We start from the raw sequence: 25,236 nt of genomic DNA on the forward strand, positions 1-25,236 counted from the left end.
CTTCTCGGGAAAAGCGTCTTTTAGTGTGGATTGAATTTCGTGTTAAACTCGATTTTGCCCGACGAGACAATGACGGTTGGGGCTAACTCTCCTGAAAAACCCGCCGCAGTCCCCTATTTTCACGGTACGTTGGCGACGCTTTGGTCGCCGCGGTTGTTTTATCGCGTCTTTGTTCTGCCCGGCGAGCTGATGTTTTTTTTCCTAGGTTCCACCCGGGATGTCTCGAAATCTCAAGCCCCCACTATGGGAGGTTTGAGGAACGGTTCGAGCTACAGAACCAAAGAGAATTTGCCGATTTTCGATGTGCCAAGCGAAGCCGCCCTGCAGGAAACGCTGGCGAAAAACAAGAATCACTTCCGAGTACCACAGTCAGAACTCCAATTTGCGAAGATCGATCGGCCGTTACGGTGGACTTCCTGGATACGACGCTTATCGAGTCATCCGGGCACTTTGCATATCCAACATCCGGTTGCGGGTTCACAGATCCTCTGCTTCAACAGCATCGACGATATGAGGGTGGCCATCATCGGCTTGCCTATGCTGGTTTCGGATCAGATCTCGATCCAGGTGGTGTGGAATAAACGAAAGCGCAAATACGAGCGAAAAAGAGTGTGAGCTGGAATCAGAAAGGCTCGAAAAAGCACGAAAAGCGAGCTAATTAAGCCAGACGGCATAATCTCAAATTCTGTCAACTATGCTTGCATAAGCCCAAAATCTGTTGCAAAGGATTAAAAGAGATTTAATCCACTTATAGAATTCGCAACGACGGTTCCGGGCGAACGAACTCGTCCAGGGTGGATTTCGCTTAGGTATGTCTCGTGCTGTTGGTGGGTAAACGACTTATAGCTCTAAGTGCGGATGAGTTGGGTTCATTTGAAATGGGGTCATGAAACCACGCCTGATTGAGAAATACCGGATGCACACAACTTCCATTCTCATTGCTAATCCCAACGACGTTCCGGCGATCGCGGAGGATCTTCAGGCAGAACTCCACTGGAATGGCTTTACGGTCTGCGATCTCAATCAAGTTCAGCTCTGCACACTTTTGTCGCTTTTAAAATCCGACTCACCCGATGCCGAGTTCGAACACTATTCCTCCATCCTTCAAGCGGCCCCGATTCCCCACCCGGCCAACGAAACTCAGGTTTTCATCATTCCTGCGAATCTGGTACAGGAACTGGCGGTCCTGGCCGATCTTGACCAGTCGGAGTTTATATCGTTGAGTATTGCCTGGGTTATGACCGATGAAATGAACGACTGGACAGTACCCGAAGTGGGAGAGTTGCTCCACGATCTGGGATATTTAGCACAAGCGACCCTAGCCAAAAACCAATCGATTGTTCTTCGGGTTTGCCAATCCGAAGACTGACAGTTTTTATGAAGTGCCTGCGGTAGAATGAGCTAGTTCTCTTTCAACCAAAAGGAACTTTCCCCGTGCGCTTAAGAAAGTAAATCGCGAACGCCCTCGCCTGGGAAATCGAACAAGCGATAGGGCCCGAACAGCGCGCAACGCTTTTTCATTTCATTGCGGCTACGACTGGACTGACCACACTACTCTTGATCGCACTCTTCTTTCGGAATCTTCTGGGATTTTATGGCTGGTTTTTGGGTGTTCCCCTCGGAATAGTGCTGGGATTTGTGGTGATGGTCGTCACCTTCCGCTTAGTGATTACCGTAATGATGCGGGTGGCTCGCTGGCTTGAGGGTGATGGAGAGCAAACCCAAGATTCCGCTCAGAATTCGTAATCAGTGTTTCCCTCGCACTGCCGTGAAAAAAACCTAGTAGATCGCTGCCAGCCAACATTAAATCAAGCTATCAACCTGGTACCGAGCAGCGGGAATCAGAATTTAAACTAACAGATAAGTGAATTTTAGTGATTTGACGTAAACTAGAATTGCGTCACTACTTAACCACTACACCCCACAGGAGTCGAACCTGTAACCTTCGGTTCCGAAGACCGATGCTCTATCCAGTTGAGCTAGGGGTGCATATCCTCAAGACAACCTACTAAAGAAAAGGTTATCGCCCGCGGGCGATTTGTCCAGTCGGAGATTTTTCCGTGAAGCCACTACGGTTCATCATGATCGGCGGATTCCTCGGCGCCGGTAAGACCACCACCCTCGCACGTCTGGCCCGATATTACATGGATCGCGGCCAGAAAGTCGGGCTGGTCACCAACGATCAAGCCCAGAATCTGGTCGATACCAATAGTCTGCGCTCTCAGGGATTTGATGTCTCGGAAGTGGCCGGGGCCTGCTTCTGCTGCCGATTCGACGACCTCGTTAATCGAGTCACCCAGCTTCAGGATGACTCCCGACCCGAAATCATCCTGGCCGAGCCGGTCGGCAGCTGTACCGATCTGGTGGCCACCGTCATTCAGCCGCTGAAGGACCTCTACAAAGGACGTTTCGAGGTCGCTCCCTATGCCGTCCTGTTCAAGCCGAGCCATGGACTGAAGATTCTTCGGAACGAATCGTCCGGTTTCTCCCCCAAGGCCGCGTATATCTTCCGCAAACAACTCGAAGAAGCCGATGCTTTGGTGATTAATCGCATGGACGAGATCCAACCCGCTCGGCTCGCAGAACTCGAAAAACTGCTGAACACGGAATTCCCCGGTGTTCCCGTCCTGGCGATCTCCGCCAAAACCGGCCAGGGTTTTGATGCTTTGCCGGAATTGTTGGATCAGCAGGGCGCATTTGGTAAAAAAATTCTAGACATCGATTACGACATCTATGCCGAGGGGGAAGCCGAAATGGGTTGGCTGAACTCCAGCGTGCATCTGGTCGCCGAGCGTCCTACCGAGATGGATCCCCTGCTCATGGAAGTAATCGTTCAACTGCAGGATCGCATCCGGACTCTCGGGGGTGAAGTGGCTCACCTGAAAGTCATCGGCATGGAAGAAGGCGGCGCCTTTGGGGTGGCCAATCTCGTTTCGAGCGCCGGTCAGCCCGAATTTTCGCTCCCTTCCAATTCCTTGTTTCAAGTCGCTGATCTTATCATCAATGCCCGAGTGGCTATCGATCCCGAGGCACTTCAGAAAGAAGTCGAGAAGGTTGTCGCTCAGTCCGCCCTGAGTCGAAATCTTCAGACGGAGTTTCGACAGATCCAGAGTTTGCGCCCCGGTCGCCCGGTTCCCATCCATCGCTATTCGGAAATAGTATAAAACCAACCTATGCGAACCGAAATCCTCGACCTCGACAACTCCGTGGCCAACCAACCTGAATTGGGTAAAGAGGTTAAACGAAAGCACGACCTTACCGAATGGGGTCCCAAAATCCGCATGGGATGCGCCTATTGGCGGTTCAGCTCCTTTGCTCGGAATGTCCCTACTTCGGATCGCCCCCGGCTTAGCTTTATCGGTTCGGGCGACTTCCATCATGTGACCCTGGCGCTTCTGAAGAAAATTCAGGAACCCTTTCATCTGGTAATCCTCGACAAGCATCCAGACTGGGTAAAGCTGATGCCGATCATGCACTGCGGCACCTGGTTATCCCATGCGTTGAAACTGCCGCAGGTGAAAAATGTCTATCACTTCGGCGGCGATCTCGACTTCGATAATTTCCTGCAGAATCTGGCCCCCAGAGGAGCCTTGAAATCGGGACGAGTGAAAGTTTTCCCTTCGCATCGCACCTACACAAAGGGCTTTTGGAAAAAGATCTCGCACCAGCCCTTGCGGCCGGATGCAGCCAAATCCTGTACCGACGAGAACATCAAGGAATTGCTGAAGCCCCATGCTGAAGAGCTGAGTAAATACCCGCTGTATATTTCGGTCGATAAAGATGTGATGCGGGTCGGAGACTCGGTGGTCAACTGGGATTCAGGTCTATTGCGGCTGAAGGAAATCGAATTACTCATTTCCAACTTGATCGAGATCAACGGCCAGCCTTTAGTTGGTGCCGATATCGTCGGTGATTGGTCCCGCGTAAGACTTCGGGGTCCTCTGCGGGAAATGCTCGACTGGTCCGAACATCCTGTACTGGATGTCGATCCCAAATTCAGCCTGGAAACCAATCAGAGCACGAATCTCCGGCTCCTCGATCTGTTCAAAGGATAACACCTTCGGAGGATGGCTATGGCAACTTTTCCTCGACGGCAGTTCCTGGCGGGAAGCGCCGCTTTGGCCGGTGGTTCCCTCTTGCCCCATCCCGCTCGCTCCGAAGAACCTGCTAGTCCTCCCGCGCTCTTCAAGTTGGGCATGGTTACCTACAATGTGGCCGCGAACTGGGATCTGCCGACGATTCTCAAGGTCTGCAAAAATGTCGGGATCGCAGCGGTGGAATGTCGCACCACTCATAAGCACGGCGTCGAGCCGAGCCTCACAGCTTTAGAGCGTTTAACAGTCAAAAAGCAGTTTGCCGATAGCGGCATCGTCTTCTGGGGCTGCGGCTCGGTTTGCGAATTCCACTCGGATAAGGAAAGCGTCGTTCAGAAAAATATCGAAGACTGCAAAAACTTCCTGAAACTGGTGGCGGATATTGGCGGCCATGGAGTTAAAGTCCGACCGAACGGCTTACGCAAAGATATCCCGGCGGAAAAAACTCTGGAACAGATCGGCAAAGCGCTAATCCCCTGCGGCAAAGCGGCCGGAGATCTGGGGTTGGAAATCTGGGTCGAAGTTCATGGCAAGGACACCCAGGAACCGGTCAACATCAAAAAAATCATGGAATTCTGCAATTTATCGAATGTGGGAGTAACCTGGAACTCCAACGCCACCGACATCAAAAATGCTTCGATCAGCGCATCATTCGACTTGCTTAAACCCTGGATCAAGTCCTGTCACATCAACGAAATTTATAACGACTCTCTCGGCAAATATCCCTATCGGGAATTATTCCGGAAATTCCGCGAAATGAAATACGACCGCTACACGATGATCGAAGTGGCGCGAACCCCGGTCGATGTCGCCAGCGGGGAAGATATGCTGCGTTACTACAAAGCGCTGTGGACGGAACTGGTTCGGGCTTAAGTCACTGTTCAATTTTTCCATTCCTTATATTTCTTAAGTAAAAGCACTGCCATCACGCATGAGCGCAACAGTCTTTTTTGCGAAGATTTCCACACATCATAACTGATCGACATCGAGGTTTTATGCTCCGACGAATATTCCCGTTGGCGTTATGCATCCTGATTGGCTGCGGGAACCCGCCTCAGGCGCCTCAACCTCCGGAACCCCCCGTCGTAACTGTCGAAAAAGTCATTGAGCGCGAACTCGATTCCAATCTCGATTTCACCGGCTATCTCAAAGCGCCCGAAGATCCGGAAATCCGTGCTCAGGTCACCGGCTACTTGAAAGAAATTGCTTTCACGAACGGCGAGCTAGTGAAGGAGAATCAAATTCTCTATCAGATCGATCCGGAACCTTATGAAGCGGCCATGCTGAACGCCAAAGCCAACGTGGAGAAGGCCAAAGCCGATGTTATCACCGCGGACTCCACTCTGACGCGAGCTACTCTCGATTACGATCGAGCAGCAAAATTACGGGATACCAAGAGTTTGAGCGTGGAGGAGTTCGATACTCGCCGAGCGGCCAAGGATGCGGCGGTGGCTGGTGTGTCCGCAGCCAAAGCTGCTCAACTCGCCGCAGAAGCCAGTCTGAAAAAAGCCCAATTCGATCGAGATAATTGCACCATTCGCAATCCGGTCAAAGGCATCAGTCGTATAAGCCAAACTTACATAACAAAAGGGGCACTGGTCACCGCGGGAAGTTCCGTCCTCTGCAAGGTTGTCTCCCTGAACCCGATCCGCGCCTATTTCGATGTCGATGAAATGACTTCGCTTCTCTATCGCCGGCAAATCTACGATACCAAGGAACTGGCCGACCCGTCGAACAAAAACCAACTAGATTGCTGGGTCGCCATGAAGGACGAAACCGAAACGCCCGATGGCAAATACCCGCACCCCGGTAAACTCGTCTACGTTGCTCCGGAAGTCACGCGGGGTACCGCCACGATCGAAGTTTACGCGGAAATCCAAAATGGCGAGCCCTATCGGTTGCGGCCGGGCGATTCCGTTCGGATCAAGGTCGTAGCCGGGAAATCCAAGAAGTACATCACCATACCGGAAATTGCCGTAGGCAGTCAGCAACAGCAAAAATTCGTTTATGTCGTCACCAAAGACAAAGAAGGTAAAGACATCGCTGAGTTTCGTCCTGTAATTCTGGGTGCCGTCCGACAGGTGGGCAATCTCCGACTTCAGATCGTGGAGAAGGGATTGAACTTAGGCGAAACCATTATCGTCAATGGATTGCTGCGGGTCCGCCCCGGAGCAGAGATTAAACCGAAAGAGATGCCACTGGCCTCGAAGTAAAATCTTTGCGTTCGGAACCGGATGGAAATTCAACTGAATCGGAACCCAGCATGTTTGCACAGTTTTTCATAGTTCGTCCCGTGGCGGCCATTGTTCTCGCCCTGATGACGGTTCTCGTCGGCGTCTTGGCCCTCACCGCCTTGCCCATCTCACAATATCCCGATGTGGTGCCGCCACAAGTCGTGATCACGGCCGCCTATCCCGGACAAAACGCTCAAAAAGTCTCTCTGGAAGTGGCCGCACCGATCGAAGAACAGATCAACGGTGTCGAAGGCATGCTCTACATGGAATCGCAGTGCACCAACGACGGGGCGATGCGGTTGACCTGTACATTCAAAGTCGGCACTAATCCCGATATGGCCCAGGTTCTCGTTCAGAACCGGGTAGCCATTGCTCTCCCCAAAGTACCCGATGTGGTTCGCAACATCGGTGTGGTTACCAAAAAGCAATCCACCGCCATCCTGCTGGTGGTGAATATCTTCTCTGATCGCGATCCCAAAACCGGACAGTTCGTCAAGGACCAACTCGAGGTGAGTAATTTCGCCCGCCTTCAGGTGAAAGATGAACTCGCGCGACTCAACGGCGTCGGGGATGTCTCCATGTTCGGGGAACGCGAATATTCGATGCGAATCTGGCTCGATCCCAACAAGATGGCCGATTACAGTCTCGCGGTTGGCGATGTCACTCGAGCGATCTCGGAACAAAATCTGACGGTGGCCGCCGGTCAGATTGGCGCCCCTCCGGCCCCGGCCGGTCAGAATTTTCAACTGGTTGTGAATACACAGGGCCGCCTTCTGAATGCCGAGGAATTCGAAAACATTGTGGTCTATCGCTCGGGGGAAAAACTGGTTCGGCTGAAGAGTGTGGTCCGCGACACGAAAGTTGTGGATGGACTCTCTGTGAAGGGTATTGAACTGGGCGCTCGTAGCTACGATTCGGAATCTTTCCTGGATGGACAACCTGCTGTCGGCTTGCCCATTTATCAGCTTCCGGGAGCTAATGCATTCGAAACGGCTCAACTCGTGCGTAATACGATGAAAAAGCTGGAGGCGAATTTCCCCGAAGGCATTAAGTACGCCATCGTTTTCGATCCCACCGTCGCCGTGGAGGCCTCGGTGGCTGAGGTGGTCAAGACGCTCATCGAAGCCTTGGTTCTAGTCGCCATCGTGGTCATGGTTTTCCTGCAGAATTGGCGGGCTGCGGTGATCCCGATGCTGGCCGTGCCGGTGGCCTTGATAGGAACCTTGGCCGCCATGTACGTCCTCGGTTACAGCATTAATAACCTGACGCTGTTTGGCATGGTACTCGCCATTGGTATTGTGGTCGATGATGCCATCGTTGTCGTGGAAGCGGTCGAATTTCACATGGCCCGGGGCATGACACCTCTCGCCGCGACCCAACTCGCCATGCAGGAAGTATCCGGCGCTATTATTGGGGTCTCACTCGTATTAGTCGCCGTCTTCGTTCCATCGCTTTTGATCCCGGGCATTACCGGTTTGTTCTTCAAGCAATTTGCCGTCGTCGTCGCCGTTTCGACGCTTTTGTCCGCTTTTAACTCTTTGACGCTGAGCCCGGCTCTTTGCCCCTTGTTGCTGAAGCCGCATGGTCATCCGCCCGCAGAATCCGAAGAATCTCACGCGGCTACTACCCCTGCTCGCCGAATGGATGCACTTCCCGCATTCGGGGTGTCGCTGATCGTTGGATTAATAGCCGCTCACTTTTTTGGGGATGTACTGGGCGGACTATTACCAAAGACATGGTCGCATTTCACCAAGGAAATCGTTGTCTTCCTGATCGCGATGATTCCCGGTTACTTCTCGACCCAGGCGGTGAACTGGCTCCTCTCGTGGTTCTTTCTCTACTTCAATTGGGGTTTCGACAAGACTATTGAAGGTTACGGCTGGTCCGTCAACAGGATGATTCGCCTGTCGCTGATCATGATGGTTGTTTATGTCGGCCTGATCGGCATGACTATTCGCGGTTTTTCGCGAGTGCCGGCCGGATTCATCCCTCAGCAGGATCAAGGCTATCTGGTAGTGAATATTCAATTGCCGGACGGGGCCAGTGTGGAGCGTTCGCGCCGAGTTATCGAGAAATTGAACGATATCTGCCTCGGTCCTGCACTTCCCGATGGCACGCGCGATCGAAGCCAGGGCATCAAGGGCATTCAAAACGTCATCGGGCTGGCCGGTTTCTCGATTTTCGCCACTGCCAATATTTCAAACACCGGCGGCGCCTATATCACTCTCGATCCGTTCGAAGATCGCAAGGGTCTGCATGCGGATGCGATCATGAACGAGTTGAATAAGAAACTCTCCCAGATCGAGGAAGGCTCGGCCACCGCGTTCGGAGCTCCTCCGATCATGGGCCTCGGTAATGCGGGTGGTTTCAAGATGCAGATCCAGGACCGCCAGAACTATGGCTTGGGCGTACTGGAGGGAATGACTTGGAATCTGGCTTTCGCCGCCATGAAAGAGCCGGGTATCCCCTCGGCCTTTAGTACGTTCCGCGCCAGTTCGCCACAGCTGAATGTGAAGATTGATGCCGACCGGGCCTTCAAGCTCGGCGTCTCGGACAAGGATGTTAAGGACGCTCTGCAGGTCTACCTCGGCTCGGCGTACGTCAACGATATCACACTGCTAAACCGCAACTGGCAGGTCAACGTGCAGGCCGATTCGAGCTTCCGCGACCAGGAAGAAGATATCTACAAGCTCAAAGTTCGCAATTCCAAAGGCGACATGGTGCCGTTGGCCGCCTTGGTGAAAGTTGAGCGAATACAGGGACCCAGTAAGGTGAACCGTTACAACATGTACCCGGCCGCCGACTTGAGTGGGTTTACTATCCCGACGATAATTACCACCGGGCAGGCCTTGGATCGCATGGAACAAATCGCCAAACGCGATCTGCCGCCGAACATGACCTACGAATGGACCGACATGGCTTACCAGCAGGTCCAGGCCGCCAATACCAAAGTTCAAATTCCCGGCGTCTTCACCTTCCAGGGGGATTCGACTGTCATCGTTTTCGGATTGAGCACCCTGCTCGCCTTTCTGGTGATGGCCTATATTTACGAGAGTTTTCTGCTTCCGCTGTCGGTCGTTTTAATTGTCCCGATGTGTCTGTTCTCGGCCGTTATCGGTCTGGGTATCGCCCGGCTCGATTTGAACATCTTCACTCAGATCGGCTTGGTAGTTCTGGTCGGTCTGGCCAGCAAGAATGCGATTCTGATCGTCGAATTCGCCAAGCAGAAACGAGAAGAAGGCAAGCCGCGCTGGGAAGCCGCTCTTCAAGCGGCCAAATTACGACTGAGACCGATTTTGATGACTTCGTTCGCCTTCATTCTCGGCGTGGTGCCATTAGTGATTGCAGAAGGGGCGGGGGCCGAAATGCGTCGGGCGTTGGGAACGGCCGTCTTTTCCGGGATGATCGGCGTGACCATTTTCGGGATCTTCTTTACCCCTGTCTTCTATGTGTTGATGCAACGCCTTCGCGATCGATAGATTCCCACATTTCTTTTTCGATCCTTCGAATTTTTTCGAAGGATCGCGACTTCCCGCGACAATATATCTGCATATCGGATTTCTTCCCTCAGAGAGGCCGCATGCGCGATCCGTCGCAAATCCAACGCGAAGCCTTTCTGCGTCAAGCCGTGCTGCGCGGCGACGAAGCCGCCTGGAAAGTCCTTTACGATGATTCGTTCGTCCTGCTGGAACGATATATCCTCTGGCGCTGTGGCCAGCGCCGCGACTGGGCCGAGGAAATCGTTCAGGAGACCTGGCTGATCGCCGTTCGCAAAATCCGCGAGTTCGATCAGCAGCAGGCTCAGTTTGCGAGATGGCTTTCGGGTATCGCGGGAAATCTACTGCGGAACCAGCTTCGCAAATGGCTGAAAGATGTTAAACGGCGTTCTCCTTTGATCGATGAAGCACGGGAGGACAGCCCCGTCGAGAATGACGGTGAGCGAATCGCCCTGGCGTTATCCGAATTGTCCGAGCGGAATGAGCGAGTGCTGAAGCAGAAATATCTGGAGCAACTAACTGTGGAGCAGATTGCCAGCGACTGGGGAGAAACGCCCAAGGCGATTGAATCCTTGCTAACTCGAGCCCGGGAGGCGTTTCGAGAGGCCTTTGAACGGAAGGTGGATCATGCTTCCAAATGAAGAGGAGTTTTTGCTGGGGCCAACCTCAAAGGGCTTACCGGATAAGCTTCGCACGGAACTTTTTCATGCGACTTCGAAAAAGATTCGAACGCGCAGAAAGTTTCGACAGTTAGGCGGTGCGTGTTTACTTCTGGTGACTTATTTGGCTGGTTTGGGCACCTACCGCTTGGTGCGTGAAGCACCGCGGCCGATCATTCAGAAAGAAATCGTTTATGTTCCGATGAAGGAAGTGCCAGTGGAATCCGTGGCGGTGCAAGCGCCCAAGGAAAAAACACCTCAGGAAATAGAAATGGAGGCCGAGCTTTCTTTAGAGACGCAAGAAAGCCGATCCTTCTATCGACAAGCCGCCGACAAATACTTCGCCCGGAATCAGTATGAGCAAGCCATTCGTTGTTACAAGTGTTACCTCGTGAATGCAACTAAAGATGATTTAACACCCAGTTCGGCTGATACATGGCTGCTCGCGTCATTGAAAACGGCCCACGCAACCTATTGAAAATCCATCACTAAACAGGGAGAAAAAAATGAAATTGAATCGACTTCGGGTTTTGTCATTTTTTGTAAGTCTTGGTCTTACGATGCCATTAGTGGCGGAAAACCCGCCTCAGGAACCGGCGAAAAAGAATGAGGCCCCCAAACCATCTAAGGATTCATTGGAAGATTATCTCTCTCGTGGGTTACGAAATAATGCGGACATTACTGTTGCAGAAGTGAAACTGCTTTCGGCCGCAGCCGATCTTCAGAAAGTAAAGCAGACTATTATATCAGATGTGAGCGCTGCTTATTTCAAAGTTTTGACAGCCAAGAAGCAGTTAGAGTACTATGAAGCTGAACTCTCAGGCGTGATGAAGCAACCTACTCCTGCAAAGGATATTGAAATTGCGAAGTGTAAAGCGCAAGTTGTGATTGCTCAAGAAGCTTTGCGGGGAGCCCAGGCAACTCTAGATGCGTTAGTGGCCGACAAACAGACAATGGGCAACCTCGTTGGGGAGAGTGTTCGTGAGAATCTTATTATCAATTATCTCTCGACTAATCTGCAGGGGAATTCCATGAATTCACCACTTAATGGACGCCAAACCAATATTGCGATGGATTCCAAAGGACAACCTATTCAAAGTGCTTTGGCTGAAATCGAAACCAAGAGTATTAAGAGTGAGCTTTCTGAAAATCAGTTAAAAATCCTGGGGCTTTTTTCAACGCCTGTGCAAGATATGAATCCCGAGAAAGGGGAACGCACTCTTGCTGAACTTTGGGATAATTTTCCTGTCGCCATCAAAGAACAAATCAAATTGCGTAGTGCACCGAATTTTTTAAGCACATCTTTAGTTCCTCCCAAAGGCGTCATAACCCTCGCTGCTTGGCTGGAATGGGTTGAGGATTCGATGGAAAACAATCATGTTTTCGTAATACGAGAATACGGCTTGTTCCTTATGCCGACCCAAGAAAAATTTTCAACGGATACCATCTTGGCTACCAAAGCATGGAAACAGTACAAGCATTTGAAAGATTCGTCCCCCAAGAAGTAACCCTTTTCCTTTGCTATTCGCCCACACTTGCCTTACGCTTCAACTCTCACCCAGGAGTTTTTCTGATGAAGCGTTTGCTGTTACTCATGGCATTTTTCTCCCCCTCTCTGCTGCAGGCCGAAGACAAAGACTTCGTTCCGCTCTTCAACGGCAAGGACCTCTCCAACTGGGTCAACGTGAACTGTGCCCCGGAGACCTTCACGGTTAAGGACGGCATGATTCACTGCACCGGCAAGCCTATCGGAGCACTCCGGACTCCGAAGATGTACGAGAACTTCGTCCTGGAACTCGAATGGAGGCACTTGGAAGTAGGCGGCAATTCCGGCGTCTTCATCTGGGCCACCCCACTGGGCGCTCCGGGCGTTCCCTTCCTGCGCGGCATCGAAGTGCAGGTTCTCGACAATGGCTATAACGTCAAAGGCAAAAACGAGTGGTACACCACCCATGGGGACATCTTCCCGATTCATGGCGCTTCCATGAAGCCCATCTATAAAGGCAACGGCCAGCGCTGCTTTCCAATCGAAGAACGCAGCAAATCGTCTCCCGAATGGAACCACTACCGCGTTACCGGCAATAAAGGGACGCTGCGACTTGAAGTGAATGGCAAGCAAGTCTCCGGGGGTGATGAATGCAATTACTGCAAAGGTTACCTGGGACTGGAAAGCGAAGGCGGAGCCATCGACTTCCGCAACATCAAGATCAAGGAGCTTCCCCCGACCGATGCTCCGAAAGATCGTACCGCCCCGGAAGCCAAAGACTGGAAACCTCTCTATACCGGGGTCGATCTCCGGGGATGGAAGGCCAAACCCAACACCTCCCATTGGAAAGTCGATGACTGGCAAATTCTGGCCTTAGCCAATCCGGAAGCCGAAGATCTCTGGTCGGAAGTTTCAGCTAAAGATTTCGAAGTCATTTTCGACCGGCGGTTGCCCGAGAAAGCGGACGCAACTAAACCCATGGAGATCAAAATCGGTAATGAGAAGGAGTTCCGCAAAATTACAGCACCGAGCTACCCGGGGTGGACTCGCTATACCCTTACCATGATGGGGAATCGCTATTCAGTAATGGATAATCGAGGTGGAAAAACGATGTCTCAAGAAATTCCCGAAGGATCACTTCCCTCGACTCGAAGCATCGGGCTGATGGCTAGTTCCTCTGTGAATCTGAACTTCGCCAACCTCTATTTCCGCGAGTTGAAGTAGTCCTTCCCTCTACAGCATCGATTGCGGGTCGATGTCGATTTGCACTTCGACCCCGCTCGTCGGCTTTACCAGGGCCAGCGCGTGATGAAGAACCTGATGGAGGTACTGGGAACTGTCCGATTGAATTTGAAAATGATAGCGGTACTGATCGTTCAACTTGAAGATCGGTGCTTCCGCCGGGCCGAGGATTCTAAACTTCGAACCGGGTTGCCGAACCTGCGGATTTTCCAGAACTCTTTTAAAAGCCAGTGACAATTGCGTCGCATGCTTCTCCGCCGAGTCCTGCTTCAAACTTCTGATCACGATTCTCGCCAGTCGAAAATACGGCGGATAGGAATGTTCCAGGCGATGTTTTAATTCCAGCGACGCAAACTGAATGAAATCGTGCTGGGTCGCTAATCGAATGCTCGGATGCTCGGGCGTGTAAGTTTGAATTAGCACGGAACCTCCTTTGTCCCCCCGCCCCGATCTGCCTGCTACCTGGGCCAGCAATTGGAAGGTTCTTTCCGCCGCCCGGAAGTCGGGCAGGTGCAAGCTGGCATCGGCATTGATAACACCGACCAGCGTCACATTCGGGAAATCCAGTCCCTTGGCAATCATCTGCGTGCCGATGAGTATGTGAATTCCCCCTTCCCGGAATGCATCCAGAACCACCTGATGGCTACCAGGCCGGGTCATCGTATCGCTATCCATGCGCTGCACGACTTTACTAGGGAACTTCTCCTCTATCTCCGCTTGGAGTTTCTCCGTCCCCAGACCCTGATAGCGGACCGACGGTTGCTTACAGGAGGGACATTCGTTTAACGGAGCCTGTTCGTAACCACAATAATGGCAGAGCAAAGTGGAACGTTGCTGATGAAAAGTCAAAGCGAGATCGCAATGCTGACAGTTGGCCACATAACCGCAACCGGGACAATGGATATGTGTGCTGAAGCCCCGGCGATTGAGAAATAGCATGACCTGCCCACCGGCGGTCAGCGCTTTTCGCATCGCCTCTTCCAGGGTCGGGCTGATGGCGAAATGTTTCCCTTTCGATTTGGGTTCGTGCCGCAGGTCGATGATCTTCACCTTCGGCATCGGCAGATCCATCACGCGATTTGGCAGCGATAATAACTCGTAATTTCCTCGCTGGGCGTTGTTCCAAGATTCGAGGGCGGGTGTGGCCGAGCCTAACAGAATCGGGACATTTTCCAGTTTCGCCCGCATCACGGCCACATCGCGGGCATGATAGCGCGGGGTCGATTCCTGCTTGAAGCTACTTTCATGTTCCTCGTCAATAATGATCATGCCGAGTTGCCGCGTCGGAGCGAAAACGGCACTGCGAGCTCCAACGACTACCTGTACGCCACCTCCGGCAATCTTCCGCCAATGAGCTCCTCTTTCCGAATCGGTGAGATGGCTGTGCATCACTGCCACGTTACCGCACCGCCCCCGAAATCGCTGGATGGTTTGAGGAGTCAGCGAAATTTCCGGAACGAGAACGATGACTTCCTTACCCGAATCGAGAACGTGCTGAATCGCCTGCAAATAGATTTCCGTTTTACCCGAACCGGTGACACCATGCAGCAGCATGGCCTTGAAACCGCCTGCCGTCAGATTTTCGCGAATGCGAGCCCAGACTTTTTCCTGGTCCGGATTCATCACGATCGCCTTGGGCGCCACTGCCTCCTCGCCAAAGTCATAATCGACTTTCTCCGCCTCTTTCAGCGTCCGGTGGATCATACCGAGCTTGATGAGGTTTTGCAGCATCGGCACGCCGCAGGAGGCGATCCGGGCAAATTCCTTAATCTCGTAGTCCCGGCACTCTGAACGGAGCAAATCGACAATATTTCGCTGCTTTTTCGTCAGTTCGGGTAGCGGATTCGGCAGTTCACTTTCTGGAATCGATTCCACGTGAACATTCTTCTTGATCCCCGCCTGCGAACGGACCCCGGCCGGTAAGACGGCTTGCAAAACCTGCCCCCAGCCGCAGACATAGTAATCGGCCATCCAGCGGGTAATTTTCAGAAGAGATTCGGTCAAAAGGGCTTCATTGTCGACTACCCGTTCGATGCTCTTCACTTCGCGAATTGGATGATCGCGCAGCACGCGAATGACGTAACCAGTTTCCCGCTTATCGCCGCGACCAAACGGCACTTCCACTCGCTTGCCGACTTCGATTGCCGAGGCCAGTGCTTCAGGGACGATGTAGGTGTAGGGCTGGTTCATGGGCCGGTCCAACACGATTTCCGCCAGTAAAGGGGGATCGGTGGATTGGCGATCGGCCAGGTAATGAGGTTGGGTTGGCGGTTCCATTAATTCCGAGCTCATAGACTCAATTTTATCTTATGGCTCGAAGCGGGACGATGTCGGTAGGACGCTTGCAGGAGAATTAGCGTCTGAGATTTCAGCAAAAAATGAAGGATAGGGAAAGTATTTTGCAACAGTGCGACTGAGAATGGAGAGCCATTCTCAGCCACTATTTTTGTTTTAAAGGCTTACTGTTTCTTCACGTGGTAATACCGGCCATTGGAAAAATAGAGATCGTAGCCGGGGATGATGGTGGGCGAAGCATCCTGTTCCGCGGTCAGCCCCGTGGCGGGTTGGTTGCCTGGTGCCGGAGCCGTCGCAGGTGCCACTTGCATGATCGGTGCGGGCTTTTGCGAACTACTGGGGGCGGGAGTCGTCCCATCGGGCTGGGGGATTGGCGGATTCGGAATTGGGACATATTGGGTCTGCGGAGCATTCGGGGTGATCACGACGGGAGGTTGGACCAATTCCGATTGCTGGATGATCGTCACCGGCGGCTGTTCCACGTACGTAACGCCCGGCGAGACATAGTATCCTGGATAGTATCCGTACCCGTAATACGGACCGGCGAAGCCAATACCGATGCCAATCCCACCGTAGTAGCCGCCACCGTAGTAGCCGCCACGGTAACCGCCACCGCCGTAGTAACCGCCTCGGTATCCGCCGCCGCCGGAGAATCCACCCCGCCCGCCGCCGCCTCTTTGTGCGGAAGCGGTGCCGGTAATGGACAGCAAAATCAAACAGGTGGAGAGTACGATGATGATTTTTTTCATGATCAATCTCAAATTGAGGAATCAAAGGGGGGAAATTTCAGCAAGCGGATTACCCCTTCCGGCTCGCTGCAAATCGCTCTAGTTATGCTACGCTCAAACCAGCCTTATCTTGCTAAAATCCCTCAAAATAATTCTCAGGAAGTGAGTTTATCCCGCTCAAAGCTGGCATAAACCGCTGACCACCTACCGGCAGATTACTTTCCGCACAGCAATATTCAGTTTCTCTTTATCTTGCGACACTCCGGTGGTAAACACCGGCTGTCCCGCAAGCGGCAGCTTGTACATTAGATGAGAATGACTCTCCCAAAATCGCATTGCTGGAAAGGTGGCAGACATGGCCGGAAATGGTGGATTGAATGTTGGCTTCATAGGCGCCGGGGATATTTCGATTCTCCATGCTAGAGCGGTAAGCAAGGTTCCGGGGGCCAAGTTGGTTGGTTTGTGGAACCGCTCCCAAGAGCGCGCCCACCAACGCGCCCAGGAATTCGGCTGCAAAAATTATGCGACCCCCGAAGCACTTTGTGCCGATCCTTCGATCAATGCGATTTTCGTGCTGACCAATCTGGAATCGCACCTGGAGTATACAAAGTTGGCCCTCAATCACGGCAAGCATGTTCTGGTTGAGAAACCGGTCGGCGTGTCGGTTGCCGAGATCGAAGAGATGAAGAGTCTGGCCGATGCGAAAAAGTTGGTCTGTATGCCGGGCCACAATTACATCTACGAACAGAGCATGATGCGCACTCGGGAGTTGGCGGCCAATGGCGATCTCGGGAAAATTTGTTCCGCCTACGTGATGTACAACATCCATCATCCGGAAGAGGTGGCCTCCCGGTACCCCGGCGTGGTCCGGCAGATTCTCACCCACCACTCCTACATCCTGCTCTATCTGGTGGGTAAGCCGAAAAAGCTCTGTGCGATGAAACAGACTTTGCACTACAAGACCTATACCGAAGAAGACATCGCCATGGTGCAAATGGAAATGGAAAATGGAGCTTTGGCCCATTTCTGTGCCAGTTTCGCGGCGGATGACCATGCGGCGGATCCCTGGACGGTGATGGTCAAAGTGATTGGCACCGCCGGAAGTACCCGCTACAGCTATCGAGATCATGTGGAAATCAAGCCGGGTCTGGTTCACTCCCAAACTTACTCGGCCTATCAGGGCTCGATCATGAACGAGGTAAAATACTTCCTCGATGATTGCATCCGGCTCGGACGGCAGCCGCTCTCCACGATGGCGGATGCGATTACCGCACAGAAGATGATCGAGGCTTGCGAAAAATCGATCGCCACTAACTCGGTTGTGAGTTTGTAATCTGGCTTCTGCTCGTTAAAATGGCGGAAGAGGAATATCTATGTCAGCTATCCCCAAGAAACGTCTCACCGAAGCCGAATACTTGGCCATCGAACGAGCCGCCCCTTTCAAAAGCGAGTTCTTCAATGGCGAAATGTTCGCCATGGCAGGGACGAGTGTCAGGCATGCCATTATCAAAGATAATCTTTGCATGGGGCTGAATTTGGCTTTACGGGGCGGACCTTGCCGGGCTGTCACAAGCGATGTGCGAGTCCGCGTCACAAGTACCGGGATTTACACTTATCCAGACGTGTTAGTTCTTCGCCAACCGGCTCAGTACCTGGACAATGAACTCGATACCCTTCTGAATCCGAAGGTCATATTTGAAGTTCTATCCGAATCCACCGAAAAGTATGATCGTGGAAAGAAATTCGATCACTACCGATCCTTGGATTCATTGCAGGAGTATATTCTCGTTTCACAGCACGAGACTCTTTGCGAGCGTTTCGTTCGCCAGGTCGACGGCAGCTGGAACATCACTTTTTACAAGGGCGAACAGGAGGCTCTGGAACTGGAAAGCCTCAAAGTGAAAATCCCTCTGAAGGAAATTTACGTGGGGGTGGATTTCACCCAGCAGGACGAGGCTCAAGGGCAGACTACTTGAGCTTCGCTTCTAAGGGTGAGCCAACCATTCCTATTTCTTCCCAATCAGGTTCAAGGCTGCCAGCGTCAGCGCCTTAACTCCCGTACGAATGCTGAGATCCGGCGTCGGGAAATAACCGTCGTTATGCGTGGAAGGGAGTGGTTTCCCTCCGGCTTTCTTTGAGTCGGCGAATCGATCCTTATCAATCGTGCCCAGGAAGAACATGAAGATGGGAATCTCTCCCTTTTGTCCGTAACGCGAGAAATCCTCGCCGCCCATCACGGGCAGTCGAGTCTGAATTTTGCTTTCGCCAAACGCTTCTCCAAAAAGTTTTACTGTCTTTTGCGTCAACTTGGAATCATTGATTAAAGCCGGGGTGAATTCTGTCGGAATCAGGTCGATCTTCGGTTCGGGAGCCCGGGCGCCTATCGCCGCCGCCTTGGTGATTCGTTCGATGGAATCCAGAATATTTTTTCGCGTCGAATCCTTGGTCGAGCGAATCGTCAGTTGCAGTTTCACTTCATTGGGGATAATGTTGCTTTTGGTGCCTCCATGTATGGAGCCGACCGTCACAACCGCGGGATCGAGTGGATCGGTCTCCCGGCTGACAATCGTTTGCAAATCTAGGATGACGCGGGCGGCTAGCACGATTGGATCGACCGTGGTATGCGGGGCGGCCCCATGCCCGCCTTTCCCGTAAATCGTAATCTCCATGGTATCCACATTGGCCATGGCCAGGCCGTCCGAAAACTGAATCGTTCCCACTTCGGTCTGAGCGTTCACGTGTAGAGCCAGGCAGTAATCGGGTTTTGGGAATTTCTTATACAGCCCATCCTCCAGCATGATGCGGGCTCCCATACCGATTTCCTCGGCTGGTTGGGCGATCAACACCAGAGTCCCCTGCCACTTATCCTTCAACGCGACCAGGGTGCGTGCAGTACCCGTCCAGCAGGTCATGTGCATATCGTGGCCACAGGCGTGCATGACGCCGACTACTCGGTCGGTTTTGTCCCGCACTTGCACCTTGCTGGCGTAAGGCAAGCCAGTCTTCTCGATCACGGGGAGTGCATCCATATCGGTACGGATCAGCAGCGTTGGCCCAGTCCCATTCTTCAATACACCCACGACACCGGTCTGACCCACCTTCTCTGTCACCTCGAAACCGAGTGAGCGGAGTTCCCTGGCCATCTTGGCGGAAGTGCGAACTTCCTGCAGCGAAAGCTCGGGGTTCTTGTGAAGATCTATGTAGAGTTCCTTGAGAGAGCTGAACTCCTTCTCCAGAAGTGGTTCGATCTGGTTGATCGCCTGTTTGACATCTAGTGCGGGCGTCGCGAGTTGATTGGGTGATTGGGCAGCAAGGACGCCGACGGTAAATAGAAAAGCCGAAAGAGCAAACAAGCAGCGGTTCATGGAGCAGTCTCGATGAAGGAAATTGGCAACTTCCTATCGATTTTATGATTTGCCGGGCGAGGAGGCGCTTCCACCTCGGCAATGAGCCTTGTGGCAATTAAAAATGGACGCAACCAGTATGCAGGGGATCGCCGCAGTCGATCTGGCTGCCATCCGGGGCGAAGATTTTAGAGAGTTCGTCGCTGTGCAGTACTTCTGACGGCGGCCCCTCCCGAACGATTTTGCCCTTCTTCATGCACAGCACGTGATCGGCGAATTCCGATACCGTGGGGATATCGTGAGATACCAGCAATACGGAGATTTTTCGCTCTTCGTTGATCTTCTTGATCAATTGATAGAAGGGCTTCATGTCGACGAAGTCGATCCCAGCTGCCGGTTCGTCGAGCAGCAGCAATTCGGGTTGCGGATCGAGCGCGAGCGAAAGCAGTACGCGCTGCATTTCCCCGCCGGACAGTGCGGCCACCGGCCGATCCAGCAACTGGCGGGCTCCCACCCGGTTCAGCAGAACCATCGCTTTATCGATTGTTTGCTTTTGAACCCCGAAGAATAGAGGTCGCTTTTGCAGGCAAACGGCAAACAATTCCCGAACCGTCAGGGGTATACGGCCATCGCTCAACAGCTTTTGCGGCACGTAGCCAACTAATTCCTGACGATGCCGGGAATGATCGTGCCCACAGTTGAATTGAATGTTTCCCGTGTATTCGTACTCGCGAACGATCGCACGCAGCAAAGTCGATTTGCCGCAGCCGTTCAGGCCTATCAGAGCGGTAACTTTTCCGCGTTGAATGTGCGCGGACACATTCTCCAGGATCCGCTTACCTCCTCGCGAGACGCTCAACCGGTCTATGGTTACTAGAGAATCTATCATTTCAGAGCTTTGGCCAGGTTTTCCAGATTTTGTCGCATGACATGGATATAGAGTTCGGGTGTAACTTTCTCAGCCGTCTCGAGGGTATCAATCTCGACGAACTCGGCCTCAATCCCCTTCTTTTTGAGTTCTTCCCGGATGGTTGTGGCCGCGTTCTTGGCGGTGAACTGCGGTTCGACGGCAATCACTCGAATATTCTCCTTAATGCACAAATCGAGCAGTTCGCTCATCTGCTTGGCTCCAGGTTCAACACCCGGTTCCAGTTCAATGACCCCCGCAATTTGAAGTTGAAAATCCTTCGCGAAGTACTGCAGCGAATCGTGAAAGGAAACGAATTTCCGTTCTTTCTTGTCGTTGAGCAAATTCAGTCCGAAAGCCTTCAGTTCCGTTAGCTTTTGAACATAATTTGTGCAATTCGCTTCAAAAACGGACGCCTTTTCCGGATTCAGTTCTTTCAGAACGTTACAAATTTCTCGGGCATAAATCTCGGCACGGGTCGGGCTCAACCAGAGGTGCGGATCGGTTGGATGCTCGTGTTCTTCTCCGGCGGCGTGTTCGTGATGGCACTCCCCTTCGAGCAGCCATTTTTTGTCGATAAGTTTCCCGAGTTCCACGACTTTCCATTTAGGATTGGCCGCGGGTGCCCTCAATTTGCGAACGTAGCTTTCCTGCAATCCCAGACCGTTGATAAAAATCACGTCGGCTTCCCGGGCCAGCCGAATCTCACGCGAATTGGGATCACCCTCGGAATGCACCCCGGCGGTAGTAGTGATCGAAAGTACTTCTCCCGCATCGCCGACGATATTCTCGGCCAGGCAAGCCAGCGGGGGGAATCCAGCCAGAACCTTGAGGCCTCTCTGTTCCTTCCAGCCCGAATCCGCAGAGGAACAACCGCTCAGGCCGATTAACCCCAGACTGCTCAGAAATAGAAAGTATTTCAGCACGGAAATTCCTCTTATAATACTTTGTAATACGAAGTATACACGTTTTGGGTTCGGGATAAAAGGGTGTATTTCCCTATTCGGGTAGCGGCCGAGCGTCGCAGACGGAAGCTAAAGTCATTCGTGAAGAAATCTCAACAAATTAAGCGGTAATTAATCTGGAATATTCGCAATTCGAAGCGGGGGTGACTCTTCACGTATAATTTGTTGGAAACTCCATTTTCAGCCTGTTATGATACCCGCAGATCGAACCTCGTTCGGCTGGTGAGCATCGATAAAGCAACGATTTGCGTTTCCCCTATAAGGAGAGGCCCGCTGCCTATGAGTGCTGTTTCACAGTCAACTGCTCTTGAATCGAGCGTGCTGGTTCTGAACAAGATGTTCATGGCTGTGCATGTTATTTCGGTCCGCCGAGCTTTCTGTCTACTCTGCAAAGATCTGGCGGAAGTCGTTACCCTCGAAGACGGTTCCTACACCACCTACGACTTCAGTACCTGGCGCGAAGTCAGCGAATTCCGAGCGGCTCATTTCCGCGAGGAAGAAGACGATTGGGTGCGTACGGCCTCGATGGAAATTCAGGCTCCGCGGGTCATCCGCCTTTTGGGATACGATCGCGTTCCCAAGCAGACGGTGAAGTTCAACCGCCGGAACCTGTTTGCTCGCGACCACAATCAGTGTCAGTACTGCGGCAAGAAATTCGTGCTGAGCGAGTTGAGCCTCGACCACGTCATTCCCCGCAGTCAGGGCGGTAAAACCACCTGGGATAATATCGTTTGCGCCTGCGTGGCCTGCAACGTAAAAAAGGGAGGTCGGACTCCCAAGCAGGCCAATATGACACTGATCCGCAAACCGGAAAAACCGAAGCGCAGTCCGCTCCTGAGCATCAAGATGAACCAGAGAAAGTACCGCTCCTGGCAGTCGTTCCTCGATAACGCCTACTGGAGCGTAGAACTCAAATAATCCGCAAAGCCTCTGGTAAATCCAGAGGCTTTTTGAATTCCGGGTTTGCGAACCGGTGTCGGACAACTTATAGTAGAATTCAGGGACAAGTCTCTGTTGCCATGAGCTCAATCACCCCTCCCTTTTTATAGAGGTCCATTGCGATGAAGAAGATGTTACTCTGCGTCTGCCTGGCTGCCGGAATGGTTGGCTTCTCTTTGCCGAACACCGAAGCCATTGCTCAGGCCAAGAAAGACACCAAGACCGAGAAGAAAGCCGGAAAAATTGAAATCAAAGAAGGCAAGGATGGCAAATTCCGATTTGTGATTCACGATGAAGACGGCGATTTCCTCTGTTTCTCCGCCGGCTTCAAGACTGAAAAAGAAGCCTTCGAAGGCATCGACGATCTAAAGCAAGTCTTGGCCAGCACCAAGCCAGTCGTCGTCAAAGGCAAGCATGACCCAGCCGACGAAAAAACCGACCGCAAGGACAAGAAGAAATCGGACAAATCCGATAAGAGCGACAAGTAAGTTGCAGTTTGCCGGATAGACGCAAAGAGGACCTCCGCGGCCGATGGCTGCGGAGGTCCTCTTTTTTTATCGAAACCGATATCTCACTTGTTTTCCTACAGGCGATCCAGCGAGTCGAACCAACGAACCAGGTCGCGGATCGCCTTATCATCCTCGAAAATATACTGCTTACCGATCTCCGCCATTTCGCGCCAGATCACAGGGAATTTCTTCTTCTCCAGTTTCAGCCGGCTTTCCTTAATATCCTTCAGCAACGGATCCTTCTGGCCGGCCGCTATGAAGAAGCTCAAACGTTGGCTGGGGATTTTATCCTTGGGCTGCGTTCCCAGAACCGCACCGACCGCCGCCACTCCGCGAATTAAGCTTCGTTCCCGGAAAGCGACGTAAAAGGCCATCTGGCCGCCAACTCCGCTGCCATGCGTGGCAATGCGGGCCCGATCAATGGTGTAGCTGTTGATGGTATTCTGAATGTCCTGAACGATGTAATCGGTCTCACTGGGGATCCAGCCATCCTTGTTGTGGGTAATCGGCCCGATCATGATAAAGTTGAACTCTTCGCAGACCAGTTTCCAGATATTGGTGATTTCCTTCGCGTCCTTACCGTCCACACCCGCGGGATGCAACCAGACGATTAGCCCATGCGAGATGTTCGGATCATAATTCTCCGGAACGTAGACCCAATAATCGTGTCCTTGTTCGGGATTCGACTTTTGAATCAAACCGGTTTCATACTTCTTTTTTTCCTCGGGCTTTTTATCGTCGCCGGGCTTCTTGTCGTCCTGATGCGGATTATTGCCCGCGCTGGAATTTGCCTGCGGCTTCTTATCCGAATCTTTCGGTTTGGCAGGATCTTTCTCCTTCGGTTTTAGAGGAGTTTCACCCGGCGCGGGATCCCCAGGGCGGAAAGGATTCCCCGGTCCGAACATCGCGGACTTCGGAATTGGCTTAGGCCGTTCGAGAGCGCGTTTCTTGGAGGATTCCTGAGGGAATTTCTCCGGCAGCGAATCATTCATCTCGGCCAGCTTAACGGTAATTTTCTCCGTTTTACCCGAGTCTTTCTTTTTCACTTCGAACTGGAGCGAGGTACCTGCCACGAAACGGCTCATAATCGTCAAAAGTGAATCGCGGCCCGCGAATGGCAACAGATCTTTAATCCCTTCCGGTGCCAGCTTCATGAGTCGATCGCCCGCTTTGAGCCCTGCTTTATCCGCCGGGCTATCGGGAAAGACCAGACGAATTTCCACGCCCAGTTCCGGGTCATCCCGCATCGGTAGAATTCCTAAAAATCCTTCCGCGAGATCGGTCTGGACACCTCGCAGCACTATCTTGGGGATGTCAATTTCTTGGTCGCCGCGCTTCACCTTGATCGAGATGGAATCGCCTTCGTAGAGTGGCTTGATGGTATGCAGAAATTGGGCGAGGGTGTTGATCGTTTTCCCATCAACCGACAGCACTTTATCACCCGCTTTGAGCCCCGCCGCTTCGGCGGCCGATTTGGGAGAAATCGCCGTTAAGGTCGGAGCATCGAGATACTGAGGCGGTTGAGGAGCAGGAATGCCCAGGATCCCCCCGCGCAGATTCACGGGTTTCTCGGCCGTGCCCGCTTTGAGCTTTGGCAGAACCTTCATGACGTCTTCCAGGGGAATCGCAAAACCAATGCCCGAATCGTACCATTCGGTCCCGGCCGTATCGGTCTCCTCCCCTTCGGAAGATGCCGGTACCAGTACGCCGTAGACCCGCCCATCCAGAGCCACCAGCGGGCCGCCATAATTATTTGGAGACACTTTGGCATCGGTTTGAACTGCTTTGCCCCAGATGCGATTTTTGGCACTGATAATCCCGCTGGCAATCGACGGCATCTTATTCACATTCGGCTCCAGCGTTCGCCCCAGGGCCAAGCTGGTCTGTCCCACTTCAACTTCCGCCTTTGGAAAAGCAGTAGGAACTGCCAGATCTTTCAGATCGATCTTCAGAAGGGTCAACATCCGGGAAAGGTCATGGGCGACCACTTTGGCGACCGCTTTTCCTTTGCCGGGAACCGTCACGAAAATATCGGTCGGCCTGTTGGTGAAGTTGAACGAACTGGTGATGATGTAGCCATCCGGATCCACGGCCAGACCCGTAGTCGGTCCGACAACCTTGCGGACTGCGGTGGCCAGCATCACGTCTTGCCCACCCGAGGTTTCAATCAGCACCACGCAGGGAGCCACTTTGCTCACAGCTTCGAACGTGGCTTTTTCGTACTGGGCATCCAGACTGGGCGGTTGGGCCGAGGCGGTTAAAGCCGATATCAGAAGACCGGCAATGGTGAGAATGCGAATCATGGTGTATCCAAATCCATTCAAAATATCAGCAGTA

21 protein-coding genes and 1 tRNA gene are annotated in these 25,236 nt (G+C 52.6%); 15 read left to right on the forward strand and 7 right to left on the reverse strand.

Going from position 1 to position 25,236, the window contains the following annotated elements:
* Positions 1-39: 39 nt before the first annotated feature.
* Together KIH39_RS12520 and KIH39_RS12525 are read left to right on the forward strand one after the other, a co-directional pair.
* The gene (locus tag KIH39_RS12520) at positions 40-615 is read left to right on the forward strand and encodes a hypothetical protein (protein ID WP_213499927.1); all 576 of its coding nucleotides are present in this window, start codon (positions 40-42) and stop codon (positions 613-615) included.
* A 271-nt stretch (positions 616-886) separates the two neighbouring features.
* Complete coding sequence (locus KIH39_RS12525) at positions 887-1,369, forward strand: hypothetical protein (RefSeq protein WP_213499929.1); 483 nt, start codon at positions 887-889, stop codon at positions 1,367-1,369.
* Between the two features lie 546 nt (positions 1,370-1,915).
* Here KIH39_RS12525 and KIH39_RS12530 read toward each other — a convergent pair.
* Positions 1,916-1,989 (reverse strand) — tRNA-Arg (locus tag KIH39_RS12530).
* A 71-nt stretch (positions 1,990-2,060) separates the two neighbouring features.
* Between KIH39_RS12530 and KIH39_RS12535 the strand changes: the two genes are divergently transcribed.
* The 9 genes from KIH39_RS12535 (at position 2,061) to KIH39_RS12575 (ending at position 13,194) form a co-directional block, all read left to right on the forward strand.
* Positions 2,061-3,164: a GTP-binding protein gene (locus KIH39_RS12535; protein ID WP_246539677.1), complete on the forward strand. Its 1,104-nt coding sequence runs from the start codon at positions 2,061-2,063 to the stop codon at positions 3,162-3,164.
* A 9-nt stretch (positions 3,165-3,173) separates the two neighbouring features.
* Positions 3,174-4,055 carry a hypothetical protein gene (locus tag KIH39_RS12540; RefSeq protein WP_213499931.1) on the forward strand — a complete coding sequence of 294 codons (882 nt, stop codon included), beginning with the start codon at positions 3,174-3,176 and terminating at the stop codon, positions 4,053-4,055.
* An 18-nt stretch (positions 4,056-4,073) separates the two neighbouring features.
* Positions 4,074-4,967 (forward strand): TIM barrel protein, encoded by an 894-nt coding sequence (locus KIH39_RS12545; RefSeq protein ID WP_213499933.1) that lies wholly within the window; start codon positions 4,074-4,076, stop codon positions 4,965-4,967.
* Positions 4,968-5,089: 122 nt separating this feature from the next.
* A complete protein-coding gene (locus KIH39_RS12550) occupies positions 5,090-6,307 on the forward strand; it encodes an efflux RND transporter periplasmic adaptor subunit (protein WP_213499935.1) in 1,218 nt (405 codons plus the stop codon).
* A gap of 50 nt (positions 6,308-6,357) precedes the next feature.
* On the forward strand, positions 6,358-9,807 hold the full coding sequence (locus KIH39_RS12555) for an efflux RND transporter permease subunit (protein ID WP_213499942.1): 3,450 nt from the start codon (positions 6,358-6,360) through the stop codon (positions 9,805-9,807).
* Between the two features lie 101 nt (positions 9,808-9,908).
* Entirely contained in the window at positions 9,909-10,466 is a 558-nt protein-coding gene (locus KIH39_RS12560) for an RNA polymerase sigma factor (RefSeq protein ID WP_213499944.1), read from the forward strand.
* Positions 10,453-10,962 (forward strand): hypothetical protein, encoded by a 510-nt coding sequence (locus KIH39_RS12565; RefSeq protein ID WP_213499946.1) that lies wholly within the window; start codon positions 10,453-10,455, stop codon positions 10,960-10,962. Before KIH39_RS12560 ends, KIH39_RS12565 begins: the two co-directional genes overlap by 14 nt.
* A 28-nt stretch (positions 10,963-10,990) precedes the next feature.
* Positions 10,991-11,992 (forward strand): TolC family protein, encoded by a 1,002-nt coding sequence (locus tag KIH39_RS12570; RefSeq protein WP_213499948.1) that lies wholly within the window; start codon positions 10,991-10,993, stop codon positions 11,990-11,992.
* A gap of 65 nt (positions 11,993-12,057) precedes the next feature.
* Entirely contained in the window at positions 12,058-13,194 is a 1,137-nt protein-coding gene (locus tag KIH39_RS12575) for a 3-keto-disaccharide hydrolase (protein ID WP_213499950.1), read from the forward strand.
* Between the two features lie 9 nt (positions 13,195-13,203).
* Here KIH39_RS12575 and priA read toward each other — a convergent pair whose 3' ends face one another.
* Together priA and KIH39_RS12585 are read right to left on the reverse strand one after the other, a co-directional pair.
* Positions 13,204-15,504, reverse strand: a complete 2,301-nt coding sequence (priA, locus tag KIH39_RS12580; protein WP_213499952.1) for a replication restart helicase PriA — start codon at positions 15,502-15,504, stop codon at positions 13,204-13,206.
* A 167-nt stretch (positions 15,505-15,671) separates the two neighbouring features.
* The gene (locus KIH39_RS12585; RefSeq protein ID WP_213499954.1) at positions 15,672-16,256 is read right to left on the reverse strand and encodes a hypothetical protein; all 585 of its coding nucleotides are present in this window, start codon (positions 16,254-16,256) and stop codon (positions 15,672-15,674) included.
* Between the two features lie 334 nt (positions 16,257-16,590).
* Between KIH39_RS12585 and KIH39_RS12590 the strand changes: the two genes are divergently transcribed.
* Both KIH39_RS12590 and KIH39_RS12595 read left to right on the forward strand, forming a co-directional pair.
* Positions 16,591-17,568 carry a Gfo/Idh/MocA family protein gene (locus KIH39_RS12590; RefSeq protein WP_213499956.1) on the forward strand — a complete coding sequence of 326 codons (978 nt, stop codon included), beginning with the start codon at positions 16,591-16,593 and terminating at the stop codon, positions 17,566-17,568.
* A gap of 40 nt (positions 17,569-17,608) precedes the next feature.
* On the forward strand, positions 17,609-18,211 hold the full coding sequence (locus tag KIH39_RS12595; RefSeq protein WP_213499958.1) for a Uma2 family endonuclease: 603 nt from the start codon (positions 17,609-17,611) through the stop codon (positions 18,209-18,211).
* Positions 18,212-18,241: 30 nt separating this feature from the next.
* Here KIH39_RS12595 and KIH39_RS12600 read toward each other — a convergent pair whose 3' ends face one another.
* The 3 genes from KIH39_RS12600 to KIH39_RS12610 all read right to left on the reverse strand — a co-directional run bounded on the left by KIH39_RS12600 (position 18,242) and on the right by KIH39_RS12610 (position 21,412).
* Positions 18,242-19,600 carry an amidohydrolase gene (locus tag KIH39_RS12600; RefSeq protein ID WP_213499960.1) on the reverse strand — a complete coding sequence of 453 codons (1,359 nt, stop codon included), beginning with the start codon at positions 19,598-19,600 and terminating at the stop codon, positions 18,242-18,244.
* Between the two features lie 97 nt (positions 19,601-19,697).
* Positions 19,698-20,468 carry a metal ABC transporter ATP-binding protein gene (locus KIH39_RS12605; RefSeq protein WP_213499962.1) on the reverse strand — a complete coding sequence of 257 codons (771 nt, stop codon included), beginning with the start codon at positions 20,466-20,468 and terminating at the stop codon, positions 19,698-19,700.
* Complete coding sequence (locus KIH39_RS12610; protein ID WP_213499964.1) at positions 20,465-21,412, reverse strand: metal ABC transporter substrate-binding protein; 948 nt, start codon at positions 21,410-21,412, stop codon at positions 20,465-20,467. Before KIH39_RS12610 ends, KIH39_RS12605 begins: the two co-directional genes overlap by 4 nt.
* A 318-nt stretch (positions 21,413-21,730) precedes the next feature.
* Between KIH39_RS12610 and KIH39_RS12615 the strand changes: the two genes are divergently transcribed.
* Both KIH39_RS12615 and KIH39_RS12620 read left to right on the forward strand, forming a co-directional pair.
* Positions 21,731-22,369 (forward strand): HNH endonuclease, encoded by a 639-nt coding sequence (locus KIH39_RS12615; protein WP_213499966.1) that lies wholly within the window; start codon positions 21,731-21,733, stop codon positions 22,367-22,369.
* A gap of 143 nt (positions 22,370-22,512) precedes the next feature.
* Positions 22,513-22,878 carry a YegP family protein gene (locus KIH39_RS12620; RefSeq protein ID WP_213499967.1) on the forward strand — a complete coding sequence of 122 codons (366 nt, stop codon included), beginning with the start codon at positions 22,513-22,515 and terminating at the stop codon, positions 22,876-22,878.
* A 95-nt stretch (positions 22,879-22,973) separates the two neighbouring features.
* Here the strand turns inward: KIH39_RS12620 and KIH39_RS12625 are convergent, their stop codons facing one another.
* Positions 22,974-25,202 carry a PDZ domain-containing protein gene (locus KIH39_RS12625; protein ID WP_213499969.1) on the reverse strand — a complete coding sequence of 743 codons (2,229 nt, stop codon included), beginning with the start codon at positions 25,200-25,202 and terminating at the stop codon, positions 22,974-22,976.
* Between the last annotated feature and the right edge of the window lie 34 nt (positions 25,203-25,236).

Source organism: Telmatocola sphagniphila (genome assembly GCF_018398935.1).
GTDB lineage: Bacteria > Planctomycetota > Planctomycetia > Gemmatales > Gemmataceae > Telmatocola > Telmatocola sphagniphila.